The organism is Chrysiogenia bacterium, from assembly GCA_020434085.1.
Lineage (GTDB): Bacteria > JAGRBM01 > JAGRBM01 > JAGRBM01 > JAGRBM01 > JAGRBM01.
In genome coordinates, this window is the sequence record JAGRBM010000264.1 from 1 (window position 1) to 16,474 (window position 16,474).

13 protein-coding genes are annotated in these 16,474 nt (G+C 63.8%); 7 read left to right on the top strand and 6 right to left on the bottom strand.

Translation table 11 applies throughout. The features are described 5' to 3' along the window. Position 1: 1 nt before the first annotated feature. The gene (locus KDH09_08870; protein MCB0219791.1) at positions 2-1,333 is read right to left on the bottom strand and encodes a replication-associated recombination protein A; all 1,332 of its coding nucleotides are present in this window, start codon (positions 1,331-1,333) and stop codon (positions 2-4) included. 107 nt (positions 1,334-1,440) lie between these two features. On the opposite strand from KDH09_08870, the gene KDH09_08875 reads away from it, so the two are divergent. From KDH09_08875 to KDH09_08895, 5 genes are read left to right on the top strand one after another with little or no spacing between them, the layout of a single operon-like run. Beyond that, a complete protein-coding gene (locus KDH09_08875; protein ID MCB0219792.1) occupies positions 1,441-2,310 on the top strand; it encodes an NAD(+)/NADH kinase in 870 nt (289 codons plus the stop codon). A 4-nt stretch (positions 2,311-2,314) separates the two neighbouring features. Further along, on the top strand, positions 2,315-4,060 hold the full coding sequence (locus KDH09_08880; GenBank protein MCB0219793.1) for a DNA repair protein RecN: 1,746 nt from the start codon (positions 2,315-2,317) through the stop codon (positions 4,058-4,060). Further along, the gene (locus KDH09_08885) at positions 4,061-5,413 is read left to right on the top strand and encodes a TldD/PmbA family protein (protein ID MCB0219794.1); all 1,353 of its coding nucleotides are present in this window, start codon (positions 4,061-4,063) and stop codon (positions 5,411-5,413) included. A 1-nt stretch (position 5,414) separates the two neighbouring features. Continuing rightward, positions 5,415-5,735, top strand: coding sequence for a hypothetical protein (locus KDH09_08890; GenBank protein ID MCB0219795.1), 321 nt, complete (start codon positions 5,415-5,417; stop codon positions 5,733-5,735). A 56-nt stretch (positions 5,736-5,791) separates the two neighbouring features. Next, positions 5,792-7,600: a sodium:proton antiporter gene (locus KDH09_08895; GenBank protein ID MCB0219796.1), complete on the top strand. Its 1,809-nt coding sequence runs from the start codon at positions 5,792-5,794 to the stop codon at positions 7,598-7,600. A 33-nt stretch (positions 7,601-7,633) separates the two neighbouring features. Here the strand turns inward: KDH09_08895 and KDH09_08900 are convergent, their stop codons facing one another. Both KDH09_08900 and KDH09_08905 read right to left on the bottom strand, forming a co-directional pair. Next, positions 7,634-8,431, bottom strand: coding sequence for a DnaJ domain-containing protein (locus KDH09_08900; protein ID MCB0219797.1), 798 nt, complete (start codon positions 8,429-8,431; stop codon positions 7,634-7,636). A gap of 121 nt (positions 8,432-8,552) precedes the next feature. Next, positions 8,553-10,484, bottom strand: a complete 1,932-nt coding sequence (locus KDH09_08905) for a response regulator (protein ID MCB0219798.1) — start codon at positions 10,482-10,484, stop codon at positions 8,553-8,555. 118 nt (positions 10,485-10,602) lie between these two features. Here KDH09_08905 and KDH09_08910 point away from each other — a divergent pair, with 118 nt between their 5' ends. Both KDH09_08910 and KDH09_08915 read left to right on the top strand, forming a co-directional pair. Continuing rightward, complete coding sequence (locus KDH09_08910) at positions 10,603-11,208, top strand: dephospho-CoA kinase (protein MCB0219799.1); 606 nt, start codon at positions 10,603-10,605, stop codon at positions 11,206-11,208. A gap of 38 nt (positions 11,209-11,246) precedes the next feature. After that, positions 11,247-12,206 (top strand): tetratricopeptide repeat protein, encoded by a 960-nt coding sequence (locus KDH09_08915; GenBank protein ID MCB0219800.1) that lies wholly within the window; start codon positions 11,247-11,249, stop codon positions 12,204-12,206. Positions 12,207-12,372: 166 nt separating this feature from the next. Here KDH09_08915 and KDH09_08920 read toward each other — a convergent pair whose 3' ends face one another. The 3 genes from KDH09_08920 to KDH09_08930 all read right to left on the bottom strand — a co-directional run. Next, positions 12,373-13,035 (bottom strand): Crp/Fnr family transcriptional regulator, encoded by a 663-nt coding sequence (locus KDH09_08920; protein ID MCB0219801.1) that lies wholly within the window; start codon positions 13,033-13,035, stop codon positions 12,373-12,375. A gap of 142 nt (positions 13,036-13,177) precedes the next feature. Next, on the bottom strand, positions 13,178-16,003 hold the full coding sequence (gene glnD, locus KDH09_08925; GenBank protein ID MCB0219802.1) for a [protein-PII] uridylyltransferase: 2,826 nt from the start codon (positions 16,001-16,003) through the stop codon (positions 13,178-13,180). Positions 16,004-16,090: 87 nt separating this feature from the next. Continuing rightward, positions 16,091-16,474, bottom strand: a 384-nt coding sequence (locus tag KDH09_08930) for an N-acetylmuramoyl-L-alanine amidase (protein ID MCB0219803.1), incomplete at its 5' end; no start/stop codon positions are given.

The window sequence follows — 16,474 nt, forward strand, 5'->3', positions numbered from 1 at the left end:
ACTACTGCCCGCGGCGCTTCTTTCGAAGCGCCTCAAGCCGCGCGGCAATTTCCTTTTCGGCGCCATGGTCGGTGGGCTTGTAGAACTCCGTGCCGATCAGTTCTTCGGGAAGGTGCGTCTGGGCGGAGCTTGCATCGTCGTAGTTGTGGGCATATTCGTAGCCCTTGCCGTAGCCCAGTTCCTTCATCAGCGCGGTGGGCGCGTTGCGGATGTGCGCCGGCACTTCGAGCGGGCCGCTGCCACGCACTTCCGCGCGCGCGGCCTCCAGCGCGGCGTAGCTGGCATTCGACTTGGGCGCGCAGGCCAGATAGCTCGCTCCCTGCCCCAGGTTGATGCGCGCCTCGGGCAGGCCGACGAATTCCACGGCGCGCGCCACGGAGATCGCGAGCGTGAGCGCCTGCGGATCGGCGTTGCCCACGTCCTCGGAAGCGAAGATCACCATGCGCCGGGCGATGAATTTGGGATCTTCGCCTGCCTCCAGCATGCGCGCCATCCAGTAGAGGGCTGCGTCGGGATCGGAACCCCGCATGCTTTTGATGAAGGCGCTGGCGATGTTGTAGTGCTCTTCGCCTGCCTTGTCGTAGCGAATCGGGCGACTCTCAAGCGCGCGGCTCACGACTTCTTCGTTGATCTCGTTTGCCTTCGACGCCTGCGCCAGGGTCGCCGCCGTCTCCAGCAAATTGAGGGCCTGGCGCACGTCGCCACGACTCTGGCGGGCGATGCGCCGAAGTGCCTCTTCGGTCGCGCGGAGCTTCTTCTCCCCAAGGCCGCGCTCTTCGTCGGCGAGCGCGCGGGCCAGCACCCCGGAAAGCTGATCCACCGAGAGCGGCTTCAAAACCGCGACCTGCACACGCGAGAGGAGCGCCGCGTTCAGCTCAAAAGAGGGATTCTCCGTGGTCGCACCGATCAGCACGATGGTTCCCGATTCCACGTGGGGCAGGAAGGCATCCTGCTGGGCCTTGTTGAAGCGGTGGATCTCATCGACAAACAGCAGGGTCGGCTTGCCGCCGCGCTGGTGACGACGCTCGGCCTCGGCGACGATCTCGCGCACTTCCTTCACCCCGCCCGCGACGGCCGAGAAGGGAACGAAGGGCAGCCCGGCCTCCCGGGCAAGGATGCGCGCCAGGGTCGTTTTTCCCGTTCCCGGCGGCCCCCAGAAGACGATGGATGGAAGTTCCCCGCGCTCGAGCGCCACGCGCAGCAGCCCGTCCTCGCGCAGCAGATCTTCCTGCCCGACCACATCCGCGAGCCCCTCGGGGCGCACCCGCTCGGCCAGCGGCGCATCCTTGCGCGCTTTTGGCATCTGGGGCGGTAATTGATCGAAAAGGTCCATCGCGCTCTGGCTTAGCACACGCTACACTGCGCGGGCGAACCGGGCGGCCCAGCGCCCCCGGTGTGCTAGGGTGCCTTGCAACGAAACCAGGGGAGAGCAACAGAGCGGTGTCCACCATCGAATCCGTCGCCATCGTGCTGCGTGCGCGCCATGACGAGGCCATCCTCGAACTCGGGCGTGAGCTGGCCCACTGGCTGCTCAAGCAGAAGATCCAGGTCAGCGCCCGTGCCCCCGTGGCGAAGGTCCTGGGCATTGGCGAGGTAAAGGTCGTCAAGACCATCAAGTCCGACCTCGTGGTCGTCTTTGGTGGCGACGGCACCCTGCTCTCCACCGCGCGCGAGGTCGCCCATACCGGCGCGCTGCTCGTCGGCGTGAACATGGGGCGCCTGGGATTCCTCGCTGAAGTCTCCCGGCGCCGGATGATTCCGGTCCTCACTTCCGTCATCGAAGGCAAATACTCCGTAGAAGAGCGCACCATGCTCGAAGTGAGCGTGCTGCGCGGCAAGAAGGAAGTCGAGACCTTCGCCGCCCTCAACGACGCAGTCGTGGACAAGGGCTCCATCGCGCGCCTGCTCCGCTTCGACGTACGCATCGATCGCTCGCAGCTCACCGAGTACGCCGCCGACGGTCTCATCGTTGCAACCCCCACGGGCTCTACCGGCTACTCCATGGCCGCGGGCGGGCCGCTGCTGCACCCTTCGGTGCAGGCCTTCCTGCTCACCCCCATCTGCCCGCATCAATTATCGGGCAGGCCCATTGCGATTCCCGATACTTCGGAAGTCGCCATCAAGCTCAAGGAACCATCGGAAGAGGCCACTCTGACCATCGACGGGCAGGTGGCCTACCCCATGGCCAAGGACGACATCGTACGAATTCGCAAGAGCAAGCATCCGGCCAAGCTCGTGCGGATCCCAGGCCGCAGCTACTACGAAGTGCTGCGCGGAAAGTTCCACTGGAACAAGACCACCACCGACTAAACCCATGCTTCGAGAACTGCGTCTGAAAAATGTTGCGGTCATTGAAGAAGCCGCCCTGGAGTTCGACGAGGGCTTCACCGTGCTCACCGGCGAGACCGGTGCGGGCAAGAGCCTCCTTGTCGGCGCGCTCAATCTGGTTCTCGGCGCGCGCGCCAGTACCGACCTGATCCGCACCGGTGCCGACGAAGCCTCGGTCGAGGCCGCCTTCGAAGACGGGGATGCGCCCGGCATCGCCGCCCTGCTCGAAGAAGCCGGCATCGAGGTGGAATCCACCCTCATCGTCAAGCGCACCCTCTCGGCCCAGGGCAAGAACCGCGTCTTCGTGAACGGCTCGCTCGCGCCACTGAATCTGCTCACGCGCATCGGGCGCGAGCTGCTCAACATTCTGGGGCAGCACGAGCACCATACCCTGCTGCACGCCGAGACCCAGCGCGAGCTGCTCGACGCCTTCGCAGCCCACGACGCCCTGCTTGAGAACGACGACCAGCGCGACCTGCTCGATTCCTACGCCGCCCACCGAGAGCTGCTCTGTGAAATGCAGGAGAAGTTCGACGCCTGGCAGGTCGAGAAACAGGCGCTCGATTCCCTGCAGACCGACGAGGAAGAGCGCGCCCGGCGTATCGACTACCTGCGCTACCTGAGCGAGGAACTCGGCGACGCCGCGCTACAGGAAGGCGAAGAAGAGTCTCTCAACACCGAACGCGCGCGGCTGGCAGGTGCCGAGAAGATCGTGCAGGCCGCCGGCACCGGTTACGGCGCGCTCTACGAATCCGAGGACGCCATCATCGACCGCGTCAATGCGCTGAGCGCGGACCTGGCCGCCGTGGCCAAGCTCGATGAGAACCTCGCCGAGGCCGCGCGCCTGCTGGGCGAGGCCGCGCCGCTTCTCGAAGAAGCCGCCGGAAGCCTGCAACACGCTGCCGCCGGTTTTGCCGAAGACAGCGACGAGCTGGAAAGCCGCCTCAACGAAATCGAGTCGCGCCTCGACCTGTTCGCCAAGTTGAGGCGCAAGCACGGCGCCGAGAGCGTCGATGAGCTGATCGCCACCTATGCGAAGATCAGCGAAGAGCTCGAATCCCTCGAAGACTACGACTCGGCGCTCGAAAAACGTCGGCGTGCCGAGAAGAAGGCCCGTGAGGCAGCCGAGCAGGTTGCGAAGAAACTCCATGCCTCACGCGTGGAGGCGGCCAACCGGCTTGGCGCAGAAGTCTGTCGCGAGCTCGAGGACCTCAACATGAACGCCGCGCAGCTCATCGCGGCTGTGAGTGAAGAAGAGCGCCTGAGCCCCCACGGCAGTGATGAGGTGGCATTCCTCTTTGCGCCCAACCTGGGCGAGACGCCGCGCCCGCTGGCCAAGATCGCCTCTGGCGGCGAACTCTCCCGCGTGCTCCTGGCCCTGCGCCTCATTCTTACCGAGCCCGGCCGTGTGCGAACCCTGGTGCTCGACGAAGTGGACGCGGGAATTGGCGGCATCACCGCCGAAGTAGTCGGCCGCAAGATCCGCCGCCTCTCGAAGAATTTTCAGGTCATCTGCATCACCCATCTGCCCCAGATCGCCTGCCAGGCCCAGCGCCACCTGCATGTGAGCAAGGCCGCCACAAAGGGCCGCACCCAGACGCGCGTCGACGTGCTTGGTGAAGACGAGCGCGTTGAAGAAATCTCGCGGATGCTCGGCGGCAGCGCCGTTACCAAGGAAGTGCGCACCACCGCGCGCCAGCTTCTCCGGCAGTCCGAGGCCCCAGCTCGCTAGATGGCCTACCTCAGCGACAAGGCCGCCCTGCGCCACCTGGAGCGCGTGCTCCGTAGCGCCGGCGTGGATGGCTGGGAGATCTATCTGAGCGGCACGCGCGAGCTTTCGGTCGAGGCCAGGGACGGCGAGGTCGAGAGTCTCCAGCGCGCAGTGAGCCGCGGCGTGGGCGTTCGCGTCCTGCGCGGCGGGGCGCCGGGTTTTGCATTCACGACGAATTTTAGGGCCGAAGCCCTCGATGCCGCCGCACGTGCCGCGACCGATGCCGCGCGCTACGCCACGCCCGACCCGGCCCTCGCGCTGATCGCTCCACAACGCCTTCCGAAAAAAGACCTCGCCCTCTTCGACCCCGCGCTCTCTCGCGTCTCGCAGAAAAAGCGCGTGGCCATGGCGCTCGAGCTTGAAGCGGCCACCCGCGCCGCCGACAAGCGGATCACCCAGGTGCGCAGCGCAAGCTACGAAGAAGATGCGAGCTGGCTTCACCTGCGCAATTCCGAGGGGCTCTGCCTCGAAGACAGGGAAACCTCGGCGGGCCTGAGCGTCATGGCCGTCGCCGGCGACGAGGACGAATCCGAAGCCGGCTACGAGTTTCAGGATGTGCGATTTTTCGCCGAGCTCAATCCCGCCCGCGTTGCGCGCGGCGCGGCTCGCGACGCCGTCCGCCAGCTCGGCGCACGGCCCGTACCGGGAAAATCCGGCCCTGTCGTATTCGAGAACCTTGCTGCGTCCGAATTGCTCGACGTCATGGCTGATTCCTTCTGCGCCGATCAGGTGCAAAAAGGCATGTCGGGGCTGGAGGGCAAGCGCGGCAAGCGCGTCTTCGGCGAGCACATCGACATCCTCGATGACGGCCTGCTCAAGAAGGGCCAGGGCAGCGCTTTCTTCGACGATGAGGGCGTCCCCCAGCAACGCACCCATCTGGTGAGCTGCGGCGAGCTGCTGGGCTATCTCTATGACAGCGCCAGCGCCCGGCGCGAGGGTGCGCGTTCGACGGGCAACGCCGTTCGTTCGGGCGGCTTTACCGGCGCGCCCGAAGTCGGGGTGACCAACCTCTTCGTCAAGAAGGGCAAACACACACTTCCGGCACTTCTCTCCGAGATGGGAAACGGATTTCTGATTACCGAACTCATGGGCGTGCACACCGCCAACCCGGTTACCGGAGAGTTTTCCTTCGGCTGCGCCGGACAGGTCGTGCGCGGCGGCAAAATCGCCCATCCCTTCAAGGGGATGGCGGTTGCGGGGAACCTCTTCGACCTGTATAAGCGCGTGGAGCTGGTGGGCAGCGATCTTCGCTTCTCCAGCGGCGTGGGCTCGCCCAGCCTTCTGGTAGGCAAGCTCAGCGTGAGCGGCGGCTGAAATGGAACTACGGCAGATACTTCTACTGATCCTCTTTGGCGCGCACCTCGTCGCGTTCAGCGTGTTGCTGTTCAAGCAGCGGCGCCCCTCGCTGCTGCTTCCGATTTCCGTGTTCAGCCTTCTCGTGCTCACCCAGCTCTTTTGGCATTCCCAGGTCATGCTCGACATCCCGGGCGCCGGGGCGACCCCCCTTCCCCGCGCCTTTCGCGTGGCGGCCATCATTCTGGCCGTTCCTTCGATCGGACTCATGGTTCGCCGCATTCTCGCGCGCGTCCAGACCCGCAAGGCAGAGGCGTTGACGGCTTCCAGCGAAGATCGGTAACGTAAGGGCCTGCAGCAAGAACAGACCTCCCCGCGCTGCGGGGAGCGGGGGATTTCTTGGACCCATTCAGCAGTACCATCATCACCACCATCGCGGTGGGCGTCACGGCCCTCGTCGTTTCCGAGCTCGTGCGCCTGCCGAGCATCGTGTTCCTGCTCACTCTGGGCGTCGTTCTTGGCCAGTCGGGCCTGGGGCTCATCGACCCCGGCGCGCTGGGCGGCTCGCTCAATCAGGGGATCCGCCTTGCGGTCGTCGTCATCCTCTTTGAGGGCGCGCTCTCCCTGAATTTCGCCCAGCTTCGTGGCATCGCCACCGGACCGATCCGCAATCTGCTGAGCGTCGGCGCGCTAATCACCTGGTTCGGCGCGGCAGCCGCTGCCCGCTGGATTGCCGGCCTGGACTGGCCCGTCGCCCTCCTGTTCGGTTCGATCATGATCGTTACCGGCCCCACCGTGATCGGCCCGATCCTGCGCAGGGTGCGCCTCAAGCCGGGCCTGGCAAACATTCTCCAGTGGGAAGGCGTGCTCATCGATCCCATCGGCGCGGTCGTCAGCGTTGTACTCCTCGAATATTACCTCAGCCAGGAACCCTCCATCACGGGCACGCTGGTGAACTTCTTCTTCGTGCTGGGCGGCGGCACGGTGGTGGGCCTGATTGTTGGTTTCGCCGGCGGTGCGCTGCTGCGAAAACGCTCGCTCTGGCCCGTGGAGGAAGAACACAGCGGCAATCTATTCGCCCTTGCCATGGCGCTGGCCGCCTTCGGGCTTGGCGAGCTCGTGCGCCACGAGGCGGGCATCATGGCCGCCACCGTGGTCGGCATGGTGCTGGGCAACATGAAGCTCCACAACATCGAGGACCTCCAGCGCTTCGGCGGTCAGGTCTCGAACCTCATGGTCGCCGGGCTGTTCCTGATCCTCGCGGCCGGCATCGATCTCGAAGCCCTGCGCGGCAGCACCGGGATGCTCTTTGGTGTCGTCGCAGCCGTCGCCCTGCTCGTGCGCCCGATCAACATCTTTGTCTCCACCGCCGGCTCGGGTATTTCCATGCGCGGGAAACTCTTTCTCTCATGGATTTCTCCGCGCGGCGTCGTCGCCGCCTCGGTCGCCTCGCTGATCAACATTTCGCTGCCCGAAAACCGCTTCGAGGGAACCGAGCTGCTCGAAGCGCTCGTATTTCTCACCATCGCGACCACCGTGCTCGCGCAGGGTCTGAGCGCTGGCTTTGTCGCCAAGGCGCTGGGCGTCGCGCAGCCCGAGCGGCGCGGCTTCCTCATCATCGGGGCTCACGCACTGGGCGTGGCCATTGGCAAGGCGCTGCGCGCCCAGGGCGTCACCGTTGTGATGGTCGATACCAACCTGACCAACTGCATCCGCGCCCGCATGGAAGGTCTCGAGGCGGTCAAGGGCAATGCCCTGGACGGAGGATTCCTCACCAAGGTGCTCGACCCCACCATCGGCAACCTGCTGGCGCTGACAGCCAACGATGAGGTCAATGCCCTGGCCTGCGTGGCTGCCCGCCCCTTCCTTGGGAGCGCCACCCTCTGGCGGGCGGTCAACGAAGCCGAGAGCGATGTTAGCTCCAGAACAGAAGTGCCCGGCACCGGTGTCGGCGCCGTGGCCTTTGCCGAGAGCTTTGACATCATGCAACTGAGCCGCGCGATTGCCGCTGACGTGCGATCGATTGAAACAATTGAAATCGAGCAGGACCTGACGGTCCCCACTGAGATGCTCGCCGATTCCGAGGCACCCTTCCCGCTCATGGAAATCGACGGCGCCCGCATCCGGGTACTGACTCCCGGCGCGAAGCTCGAACAGGGATCGCGGGCAATCGCGCTTTCCGCCGCGCCTGCGCAGGTTGCGGTCTGATTTTTCTGAAAAATTCGAGGGGACGCTAAACGGCTAGCGCTTTCGAAAGACGGACTTCATCGAGTCGACGAGGCCCTTTTTCTCTTTGCTCTCGGCGCCGGCGCTCATGACCCGCTGCGCCTGCGAGGCAAAGGCCTTTGCCTCGCGGGCGGCGGCGGCGTTCTTGTCGTTGAGCTGCACGGCCTTGCGGAACATGTCGTAGGCAATGGCGGGCTTGTCCTCGATCTTCGCGATATAACCCATGTAGAGATAGGCCTGATCGGAGTTCGGATTGATCTCCAGCGCCTTCTTGAGATAGGCCTTGCCCTTTTGCTTGTTCACGACCGGATCGCCCTTGCGTTTCTTGTAGGTGGCCCAGCCCAGAAGTGCCCAGTAGTCGGCCTCATCGCTTTTTACCTTGATGGCCAGGCGCAAGTACTGTTCGGCCTCATCCATGTTGCCCTGCTTGACGCAGATCTCGGCCTTCTGGAACTCCATCTCGGCGCGCAGTGCGCGCTGGGCCTGCTCGACGGCTTCGTCCTCTTCGACGGCGTTGCCGGCGAGCACTTCCTTGTAGTGGTCTCGTTTCTCGGTGTTGCTGAGGACGTTGTAGGCGTCCGTAATCTTGCCGAAGATCTCGTCAGCCTTGCTCCTGTCCTCGCCGCTCAAAACCATGCCGGCAAAGGCATCACTGTGAAACTGCTTGGCCAACTGGAAATAGGCCTTCTTGATTTCGGCTTCGCCCGCTTCGGGCTCAAGGCCGAGCACCTCGAAGTGGTTGCCCTCGTGAACGCGGGCATAGCTCTCGTTGATGAGCTTGCGGGCGGCTTCTGATTCCTCGGGCGAGGCCATGGTGAATACTCCACAATGCCGTGACGACCTGGCGGGCCGCACAAATCGCTGAAATTCGGCTGATTTTAAGTATAGAGCGATTGGCCCGGTCGCGGCAACGCCCCGGAAAACAGCGCTGGAATCAGGCCGGCGCTGAGCCCTTGGTCTGTTCGATCAAGGTGTCGATCTGGTGCAGGTCGCGCTGAATGGCCTCGTCATCGGGACGCACCGCCAGCGCGGCCTCGAAATGGCGCTTGGCCATCATGTGCTTGCCCTCATAGGCATAAATCCGGCCCAGTTCGAGCAGTGCCATCGCGTTGTTGGGATCGATGGCCAGCGCCCGGTTCATGTGCGAGCGCGCCTCCATCGAGCGCGTAGTATCACTGCGGAAGAGCGCCACACCGAAGTGGACGTGATACTCGGGCTCCAGCGGATTCTGCTCCACCGCCACGCGAAGCGCGTCGATGGCCCCGTTGAAATCCCCCTGTTCGAGCAGTTCCTGGCCCTTGCAGAACTCCATCTCCGCCCCCAGGGTTGCCGAGAGGTCGCTGAGCACGATTTCCTTACTCCGCTCAAGAAAGGCCTCGTATTCGGCGCGGCTCGCAGCCGAGGAAAGCGTGCGGTAGGCCAGTTCCACTTTCAGGAAGATCTCTTCGAGCTTCGATGCCACGGGACCCAGATTGAACTTTGCGTAGTTGTCGGGGTGGTATTTTTTCGAGAGCTTTTCGTACTGCTCGCGGGTGCGCTCGTCGGTCGTATTTTCCGCCGAAACGCCCAACACTTGGAAGTAGTTGTAGGAATTGACGCGCAGGTAATTCTCCATGATTACCTCGCGCATCTTCTCGTCTTCCTCGCTGACGGGGTTGATCTCGTCGCTCACGCGGCCCGTCCGCCTGAGCATCAGGTCGTCGGCCGGCCGGGGTTCGGTGCGCAGCACCACCATGTCGCAGAGCAGCAGCGTGGTGAGCACCCGGAGGAAGTTCTTGATCTCAATGTTCGACTGGGCAACGAAATCGTGAACCGGCTCAACCCCGCGAAGGGAATTGGCCATGCGACGGTCATCCTCGCTCAGGCCGAGGCGGTCGAAGTAGCGAACGAAATTCTCATTGACCTGCGGGTAGGCCCCCTGCGCAGCTTCAAAAAGCGGGCCGAGTTTGGGCACGCCGTAGAAGCGCTTGACGCCCTCGGCCACCGCCGAGTGGGAATCGAGTTCGAGCAGCGTCAGCTTGTCGAGAAAGGATTCGGTGCGCGAGAAGGAATAGCTGCCGCTGTCCCAGGTAAAACCCTGGATGAGCTTTTCGCGCGCCTGTTCCTGCAACGCACTGTAGAGTTCCTGAAACGTGAGCAGCCCCAGCTCGATGAGCGCCTCGCCCTGCCGGATGTTCTTGACCTGCATGAGCTGCGTGGCCTGCTGGTATTGCTCCTCGGTGATGCGGCCTTTTTCGACCAGAAGCCGGCCCAAATTTTCCTGCCGGTTCTGGCTGGCCACGTAGACGGGCACGCCGCGCAGGAAATACAGCGTGCGCGTGGCCAGCTCGCGCTCCATGCTGAGCACGCCGGTCTCGCGCCCACGGAAGATTGCCATGAGCAGCAAAGGGTAGGTGAAGTTACCCAGCTCACCGCGCTCGATCTGATCGGGAGAAAAGTCGAGTGCGTCGGGACGCAGGTCGAGCTTCACGCGCGGCGCCGCGCCGCTTCCAAGGCGGATGATTTCGTTGTAGACCTGTTCGGAATCGAGGGGTTTGATGAAGTAGCCGCGGGCGCCGAACTCTTCACGAATGTTGCGCTGCTGGTCGCGGGTGCGAACGACGTCGCTGACCAGAATCACCGGGGTGCCGCTGGCATCATTAACCCGGGCGCACAGGTCGAGACCGCTGCCCTCGGGCAGAATCACGTCGCTGAGCACCACCTGGGGGCGCACGTCGCGGAAGATCTCGAAGCCTTCGTCGGCGCCGCTGGCCTGCAGCACGCGCAGCCCCTGGGCCTTGAGATAGTCCGCCAGCGCTGCACGCGCGGCGCTGTCTCCGTCGACCAGAAGGACCGACTCGACCGCTTCTTTTTCAGCCTCACCCATACTCGCTATGTAGCCTAGCTGGCTCCTGAAATCATTGACAATTTCCCGTTTCGGGGCCATCAAATGAGAGGATGGCCCTCCCCCAGCGCGCGGGGCCCTCCGGGGCGAAGCAACTCTCATGAAGATCTTTGGTCTAACCGGCGGAATCGCATGCGGCAAGAGCACGGTCAGCGCCCTGCTCACCGGGCACGGCGCCAGGGTGATCGACGCTGACCAGATTGCCCGCGACGTGGTCCTACCGGGGAAACCGGCCTACAAGGACATCGTGGCCGCCTTCGGCGAGGGCGTGCTGGCCCCCGACGGGACGCTCAATCGCCCGGCGCTGGGAAAAATCGTCTTTGCCGACGAGAAGGCCCGCGCCCGCCTCAACGCCATCACCCACCCCAGAATCGCCCAGGAAACCGCCCAACGAATCCAGGCTGAGCGGGCCGCCGGGACGCAGATCCTGATCTACGACGCCGCCCTGCTGGTCGAGACGGGCGGCTACAAGATGTACGAGGCCCTTATCGTCGTGAGCGCCCGCCCGGAGGTCCAGATGGAACGCCTCATCGCCCGTGACGGGATCTCCGAGGAAGAGGCCCGGCAGAAGATCGCCGCCCAGCTCCCGCTGGAGGAGAAAGAGGCGGTCGCCGACTACGTGATCGACAACTCGGGCACCCTCGAAGAGCTCAAAACCCGGGTGGATGCCCTCTGGGCCTTGCTGGCCGAGCGGGCGGGACTCTAGGTGGCATCAGCCGCTCCCCTGCGCTAGGTATGTTCTCCATGATTCAACGCCGCACCCTCGCCCTGATCCTGCTTTTCCTTGGCCTGAGCCTCCAGTTGCCGCTCGCCCGCCCTGCCCGTGCCGCCGATCTCGACCGGATCGAGCAGCGCATGATGGGCGACGAGGGCGATGCCAGATGGATGCGCGATCAGGATCTCGAGGAACTGCGCGGGGAACTCAACGAAGCCCTGAATGAGCGCCCCAATTCCACGCGCGCGCTCATTCTGCGCGGCATCGTTCACATGAAGCTCCGCCGCCTGCGCTCGGCCCGCGCCGATTTCGAGCAGGCCGTGCGCGGCCAGCCCCGCAACGCGCTGGCCCACTACAATCTGGCGCTGGCTCTCGAACGGCTGGGCCAGTACGGCGATGCCAGGGATTCCTACGAGCGCGCGGTGTTGCTCGACGCGGGCCTCGCCCCCGCCCAGTACAATCTGGGGCGCATCTACGAAAATTCGGGAGATCCCAAGCGCGCCGAGAGCGCCTACTACGCCGCATGGCTGGCCCTGCCCAAGAGCACGCGCATTCTCAACTCCCTGGGCAATGTGCGCTTCAAGCAGGGCGACTACCGCGGCGCCATGATCTACTACGACGAGGCCAAGGCCACCGCGCCGGGTTCGGGCATCGTGCTCCACAACCGGGCCCTGACCCTCGAATACCTCCAGCGCTACGAAGATGCGCTTGTCTCCTATCAGGAAGCCACGGAGGCCTCCCCCAAGTGGGAAGATCCCCGCCTTGGCCTCGCGCGCTGCGCCTACCGGCTCAACAAGTGGGACAAGGCAGAAGAAGCCCTGGCCCCCATTCTGGAGGCCAAGGGCAAGGACGGCGAACAGGCCCGCCTGCTCCACGAAGCAGTGATCGCCCAGCGCGAGGGACGCCCCGTGCCGGGCGCGAAGATCGAGACGCCCGAAGAGCCGGCGCAGGAAGCCGACGACGCGCCTGCAAAACCGGAAGAGAAATAACCGCCAAGTCGCCAAGGACGCCAAGGGTGTTGTAGGTGCCTGATCTTCCTTGGCGTTCTTGGCGTTCTTGGCGACTTGGCGATTTGTTCTTCCCCTCTTCGAATTACCGGAATCCAACAAGAAAGGGCGGGTAAACCCCGCCCCTACAAATCGATGAACCGATTTCTTAACCGTGAATGATGATCTTCTTGCCCTGGATGGTGAGGTAGCCATCCTTGGCCAGGTCCGAGAGGACGCGGGAGACGGTCTCGCGCGAGGTGCCGATCATGGAGGCGATCTCCTGATGGGTCGGACGGTTTTCGATGGTGATGCCCTGGTCGGTGACGACGCCTTCGGTCTCGGAGATATCCAGCAGGACGCGGGCCACGCGGCCGTAGACGTCGAGCAGTGCCAGATTGCCGATCTTCTCGTCGGCGCGGCGCAGGCGGCGGCTCATCTCCACCAGCACGCCGATGGCGACCGTCGGATACTGCCGGATGTGGGCCAGGAAATCATCGCGCTTGATGGAGAGCAGCACCGAGGGGGCCTTCGTCGTAACGTCGGCGCTGCGGGGCTCGGAGTCGAGCAGCGCCATCTCGCCAAAGAAATCGCCGTCGGCCAGCGTGGTGAGGATGATCTCGCGACCGTCCTCGCCATAGCGGGAAACCTTCACCTTGCCCGAGGCAATGATGAACATGGAGTCGCCCGGATCCATCTGATGCAGGACGGGCGTATCCTTGGGGTATTCCTTGACCGACGTCAGGGCCACAAGGTCCGAGAGTTCGTCCTGTGAGAGCTGGGCAAAAATACTGACTTTTGAGAGCAGTTCTGCTCTCTCTTTTTCATCCATTCCAAGTCCCTGAGCGAGCCGGGTCGCAATCGCGCCCAGTCCCCCTCCCGTGTGGAATTCCTGAATTGACTACCACAACCGTCACTGTACGGTCAACTATCCGGAATCTTTGGCCTTCTGGCAAGCGACCCGGTGCAGGGGGCTACCCCGCCCGCCGGGCCCCCGTCAGGGAGCTGGTCGAGAGCGCCGTTCCGCCGATGGCCTCGCGCAGAAGCTGCTCGATCCGGTCCAGTTTCTCGGTCGCCACGATTTTCTGGCCGAAGATATCGGTGAGGTAAAAGGTGTCGTCGGCCCGCTCTTTCTTGGTGGAGACCTTGGCAAGGCTGATCGTGACGCCGGCCTCGGCCAGGGCGCCGGTGACCTTGTAGAGCAGCCCCATCCGGTCGCCCGTGGTCACATCGACGATCGTGTATTGGGCCGAGCTCTCGTTGTCGAAGGTGATGCGCGTTGGATAGCTCTTGGCAAAGCGCGCCAGGTTGACCGGCTCGCGGATCTGGCCCACCAGCTTGCCCACGGGGACCTTGCCCTGCAGGACGTCGCAGAGGGTCTTCTCCAGCCGCTTCCACCCGGCCTCTCCCTCTGCCAGACGCCCGAAGGGATCGACCACGTGGAAGACGTCCAGCAGGGTCCCGTCGCTGAGCGTCGTGATGTCGGCCGAAAGGATGGAGAGTCCGCAGGCGGCAAAAGCGCCCGCCGCCATGGAAAAGAAGCGCGGCACATCGAGCGAATACAGAACGATCTCGTAGTAGGGCGTCCCCTCGATCCGGTGGTGCTGGATGCGCACAGGGATGTCGGAGAAACTCTTGGTGCCGCCCTCTCCGTATTCGGTCCGGTGGGCGAGCACCATGCGCTGGTGCCGGGCGATCTGCTTGGCCGAGTGAACCAGGAAATAGCGCGAAGGGAAGAGCATCAGTTCCTCGCGCAGCAGGGTGTCGGGAAACTCCCCGGCCAGCTCTTCGATCACCGCGTCGGTTCGCTCGTTTGCGAGTTTCTGCAGGTCCTCGACGGCAATGCGGCCGTGTTCGAGCGCATACTTGGTCACGCGGAAGGCATCGTCGCAGAGCCCACCCTTCCAGGGGGTCCAGACCTCCGGCCCCACGGCGCGCATGTCGGCGGTGGTCAGCAGGTGAAGCATCTCCAACCGGTCGAGATTGCCGACAGCCGAGGCAAATTCCGAGATCTGTCGCGGATCGTTGAGGTCGCGCTTCAAAGCGATGTGCGAGAGCAGCAGGTGGTCACTCACCAGCCAGGCCACATCCTCGATGTCCGTGGCATCGAGCCCCATGCGCGCGCAGATCTCTCGCGAACGCTCGGCGCCCTTGACCGAGTGATTGCCGCCCATGTTCTTGCCCACATCGTGGAAGAGCAGCCCCAGATAAAGGACATGGGGGCGCTCGATCTGCTGGCCAATCTGCGTGAGCAGCGGCAGCTCCTTTTCGAGCTCGCCCTTCATGATCGAACGCAACTCGCGCACGGCAAACAGGGTGTGAATGTCGGTCGTGTGCACGTGGTAAGCGTCGTGCTGCACGTGACAGGTGATCGTCCGGAACTCGGGCATGTATTTGGTGAGCAGGCGCAGCTCGTGCATCAGCCACAGGGTGCGGAAGATGCGTGTTTTTCCCTGAATGATGCGGCGGAAGCTGGCATGGACGCGCTCGTCTTCGAGAAAGGCCTTACTGGCTTTCTGCCGGTGCAGGTAGAGCGCTTCCTGCGCGCTGGTCGAGAGATCGACGTCGAGTTCCTGGGCCCGCTCAAAGATGAGCATCATCTTCCAGGGCTCGCTCGCAAAGATTTCGGGATCCTGGACTGTGAGCTTGCCACCGAGCAGATAGAATCCATCGCCCACGTCCTTGGGACGGCGCCAAACGCTCGCGATCCGCTTGGGGAGGCTCGTCCCGTACTGGCTCATGCGCTCAAGGATCATGCCCGTGAGCTGCGCGCCGGCGCGGGTGACCAGGTAGTAACGGCGCATGAACCACTCGGCCGAGCGAGCGCTACCCGCCCCACGGGAGAATCCCATTGCCGGCGCAACCTTGGGCTGCAGATCAAAAGCCAGGCGGTCGTTCTTCTGATCGGCCTGAAAGTGCAGCTCGTGGCGGACCCGCAACAGGAAGTCGAAGTAGCGGTTGAATTGTTCGAGCTCGCTGCGATTGAGGAACCCAAGCTGATGAAGGCCGCTCACATCGTCGACATGGAACTTCACTTTCGCGATCCACAAAATGGTCTGGAAATCGCGCAACCCGCCGAGGCCTTCTTTTACGTTGGGCTCGAGCAGGTAAACCGTCTCGCCGCCGTATTTTTCGTGGCGCTGCTGGAGAGCGTAGATCCGCTCTTCGAGATACTTGTCGGGTTTCTTCGTGAGCGCGTTGTTGGAAACCTGTTCCTCGAACTCTTTCCAGAGCCCTTTGTCACCGGCAAGGAGGCGCGCATCGAGCATGGCGGTGCGCACGGTGACGTCCTCTTCAGCGAACTTCACACAATCACCGATCGTGCGCACCGAGTAGCCCACGTCGAGCCCCAGGTCCCAGAGCCCGTAGAGCACGCCCTCGGAGATTTTCTTGGCCGAGCCCGCAGAGCGACCGCTGTAGAGGAAGAGAATATCCACGTCGGAAAACGGTGCCAGCTCGCCGCGCCCGTAACCGCCCACGGCCAGCAGCGCCACCTGGGGATCGGTCTTGCGCTTGGCGCTCACGGATTCGAGCGCGTCGGAAAAGAGCTTTTTGACGACCTTGTCGAGCGCCGCGGCAAAGGCGCGCTCTACCGCGCGGCTCGGAGCGCCGGCATCATGGGCCTTGCGGATGTGCTGGCGCATGCGCCGCAGGTAGGCTTTGCCCGCTTCGGCGAGCACCATGCCATGGCGCGGGCGGAAAGCCGGAACTTTTACCTCTCCCTCACCGGGGGTGCCCAGTTCCTTGGAGAGTTCGTCTACGAGGGTGGAAATCGGTGTCTGTGGCGGCTCAACGGCCATGAGTTTGCTCCGGCAGCCCCAACGCAGGGCGCACCGGCATGGTAGGGGCCGCGGCAGGCCCTGCCAAGGGCTGCCACGTCGCGCGGCTCAGCGCCCGGTTTCCTTGAGGTAGGCCTCGATCCCGGTCTTCAGCCCCTCGGCCAGACGCTGCTGGTAGGCGGCGCTGAAGAGGCGCTTTTCCTCGGTGGCGTTCGTGATGAAACCCAGCTCCACCAGGGCCGCGGGCATGTTGGTCAGCGCCAGCACGTAGAGCGGGCCGTGCTGCACGCCGATGTCGCGCACGCCCTTCCAATTCCCGCTCACGCTGGAGATCATGTTGCGTTGGAGGTGCCCGGCCAGCGCCGCGGACTGGCGTTCCTTGTCCTTGTATTTGAGGTCCGAGAGAATTGCCGCCAGATCGCCGCTCGATTGCTTGAACACCGATTCGAGGTTCGTGAAGTTTTCTCGCGCGATCGTGGAGGCCTTCGACTG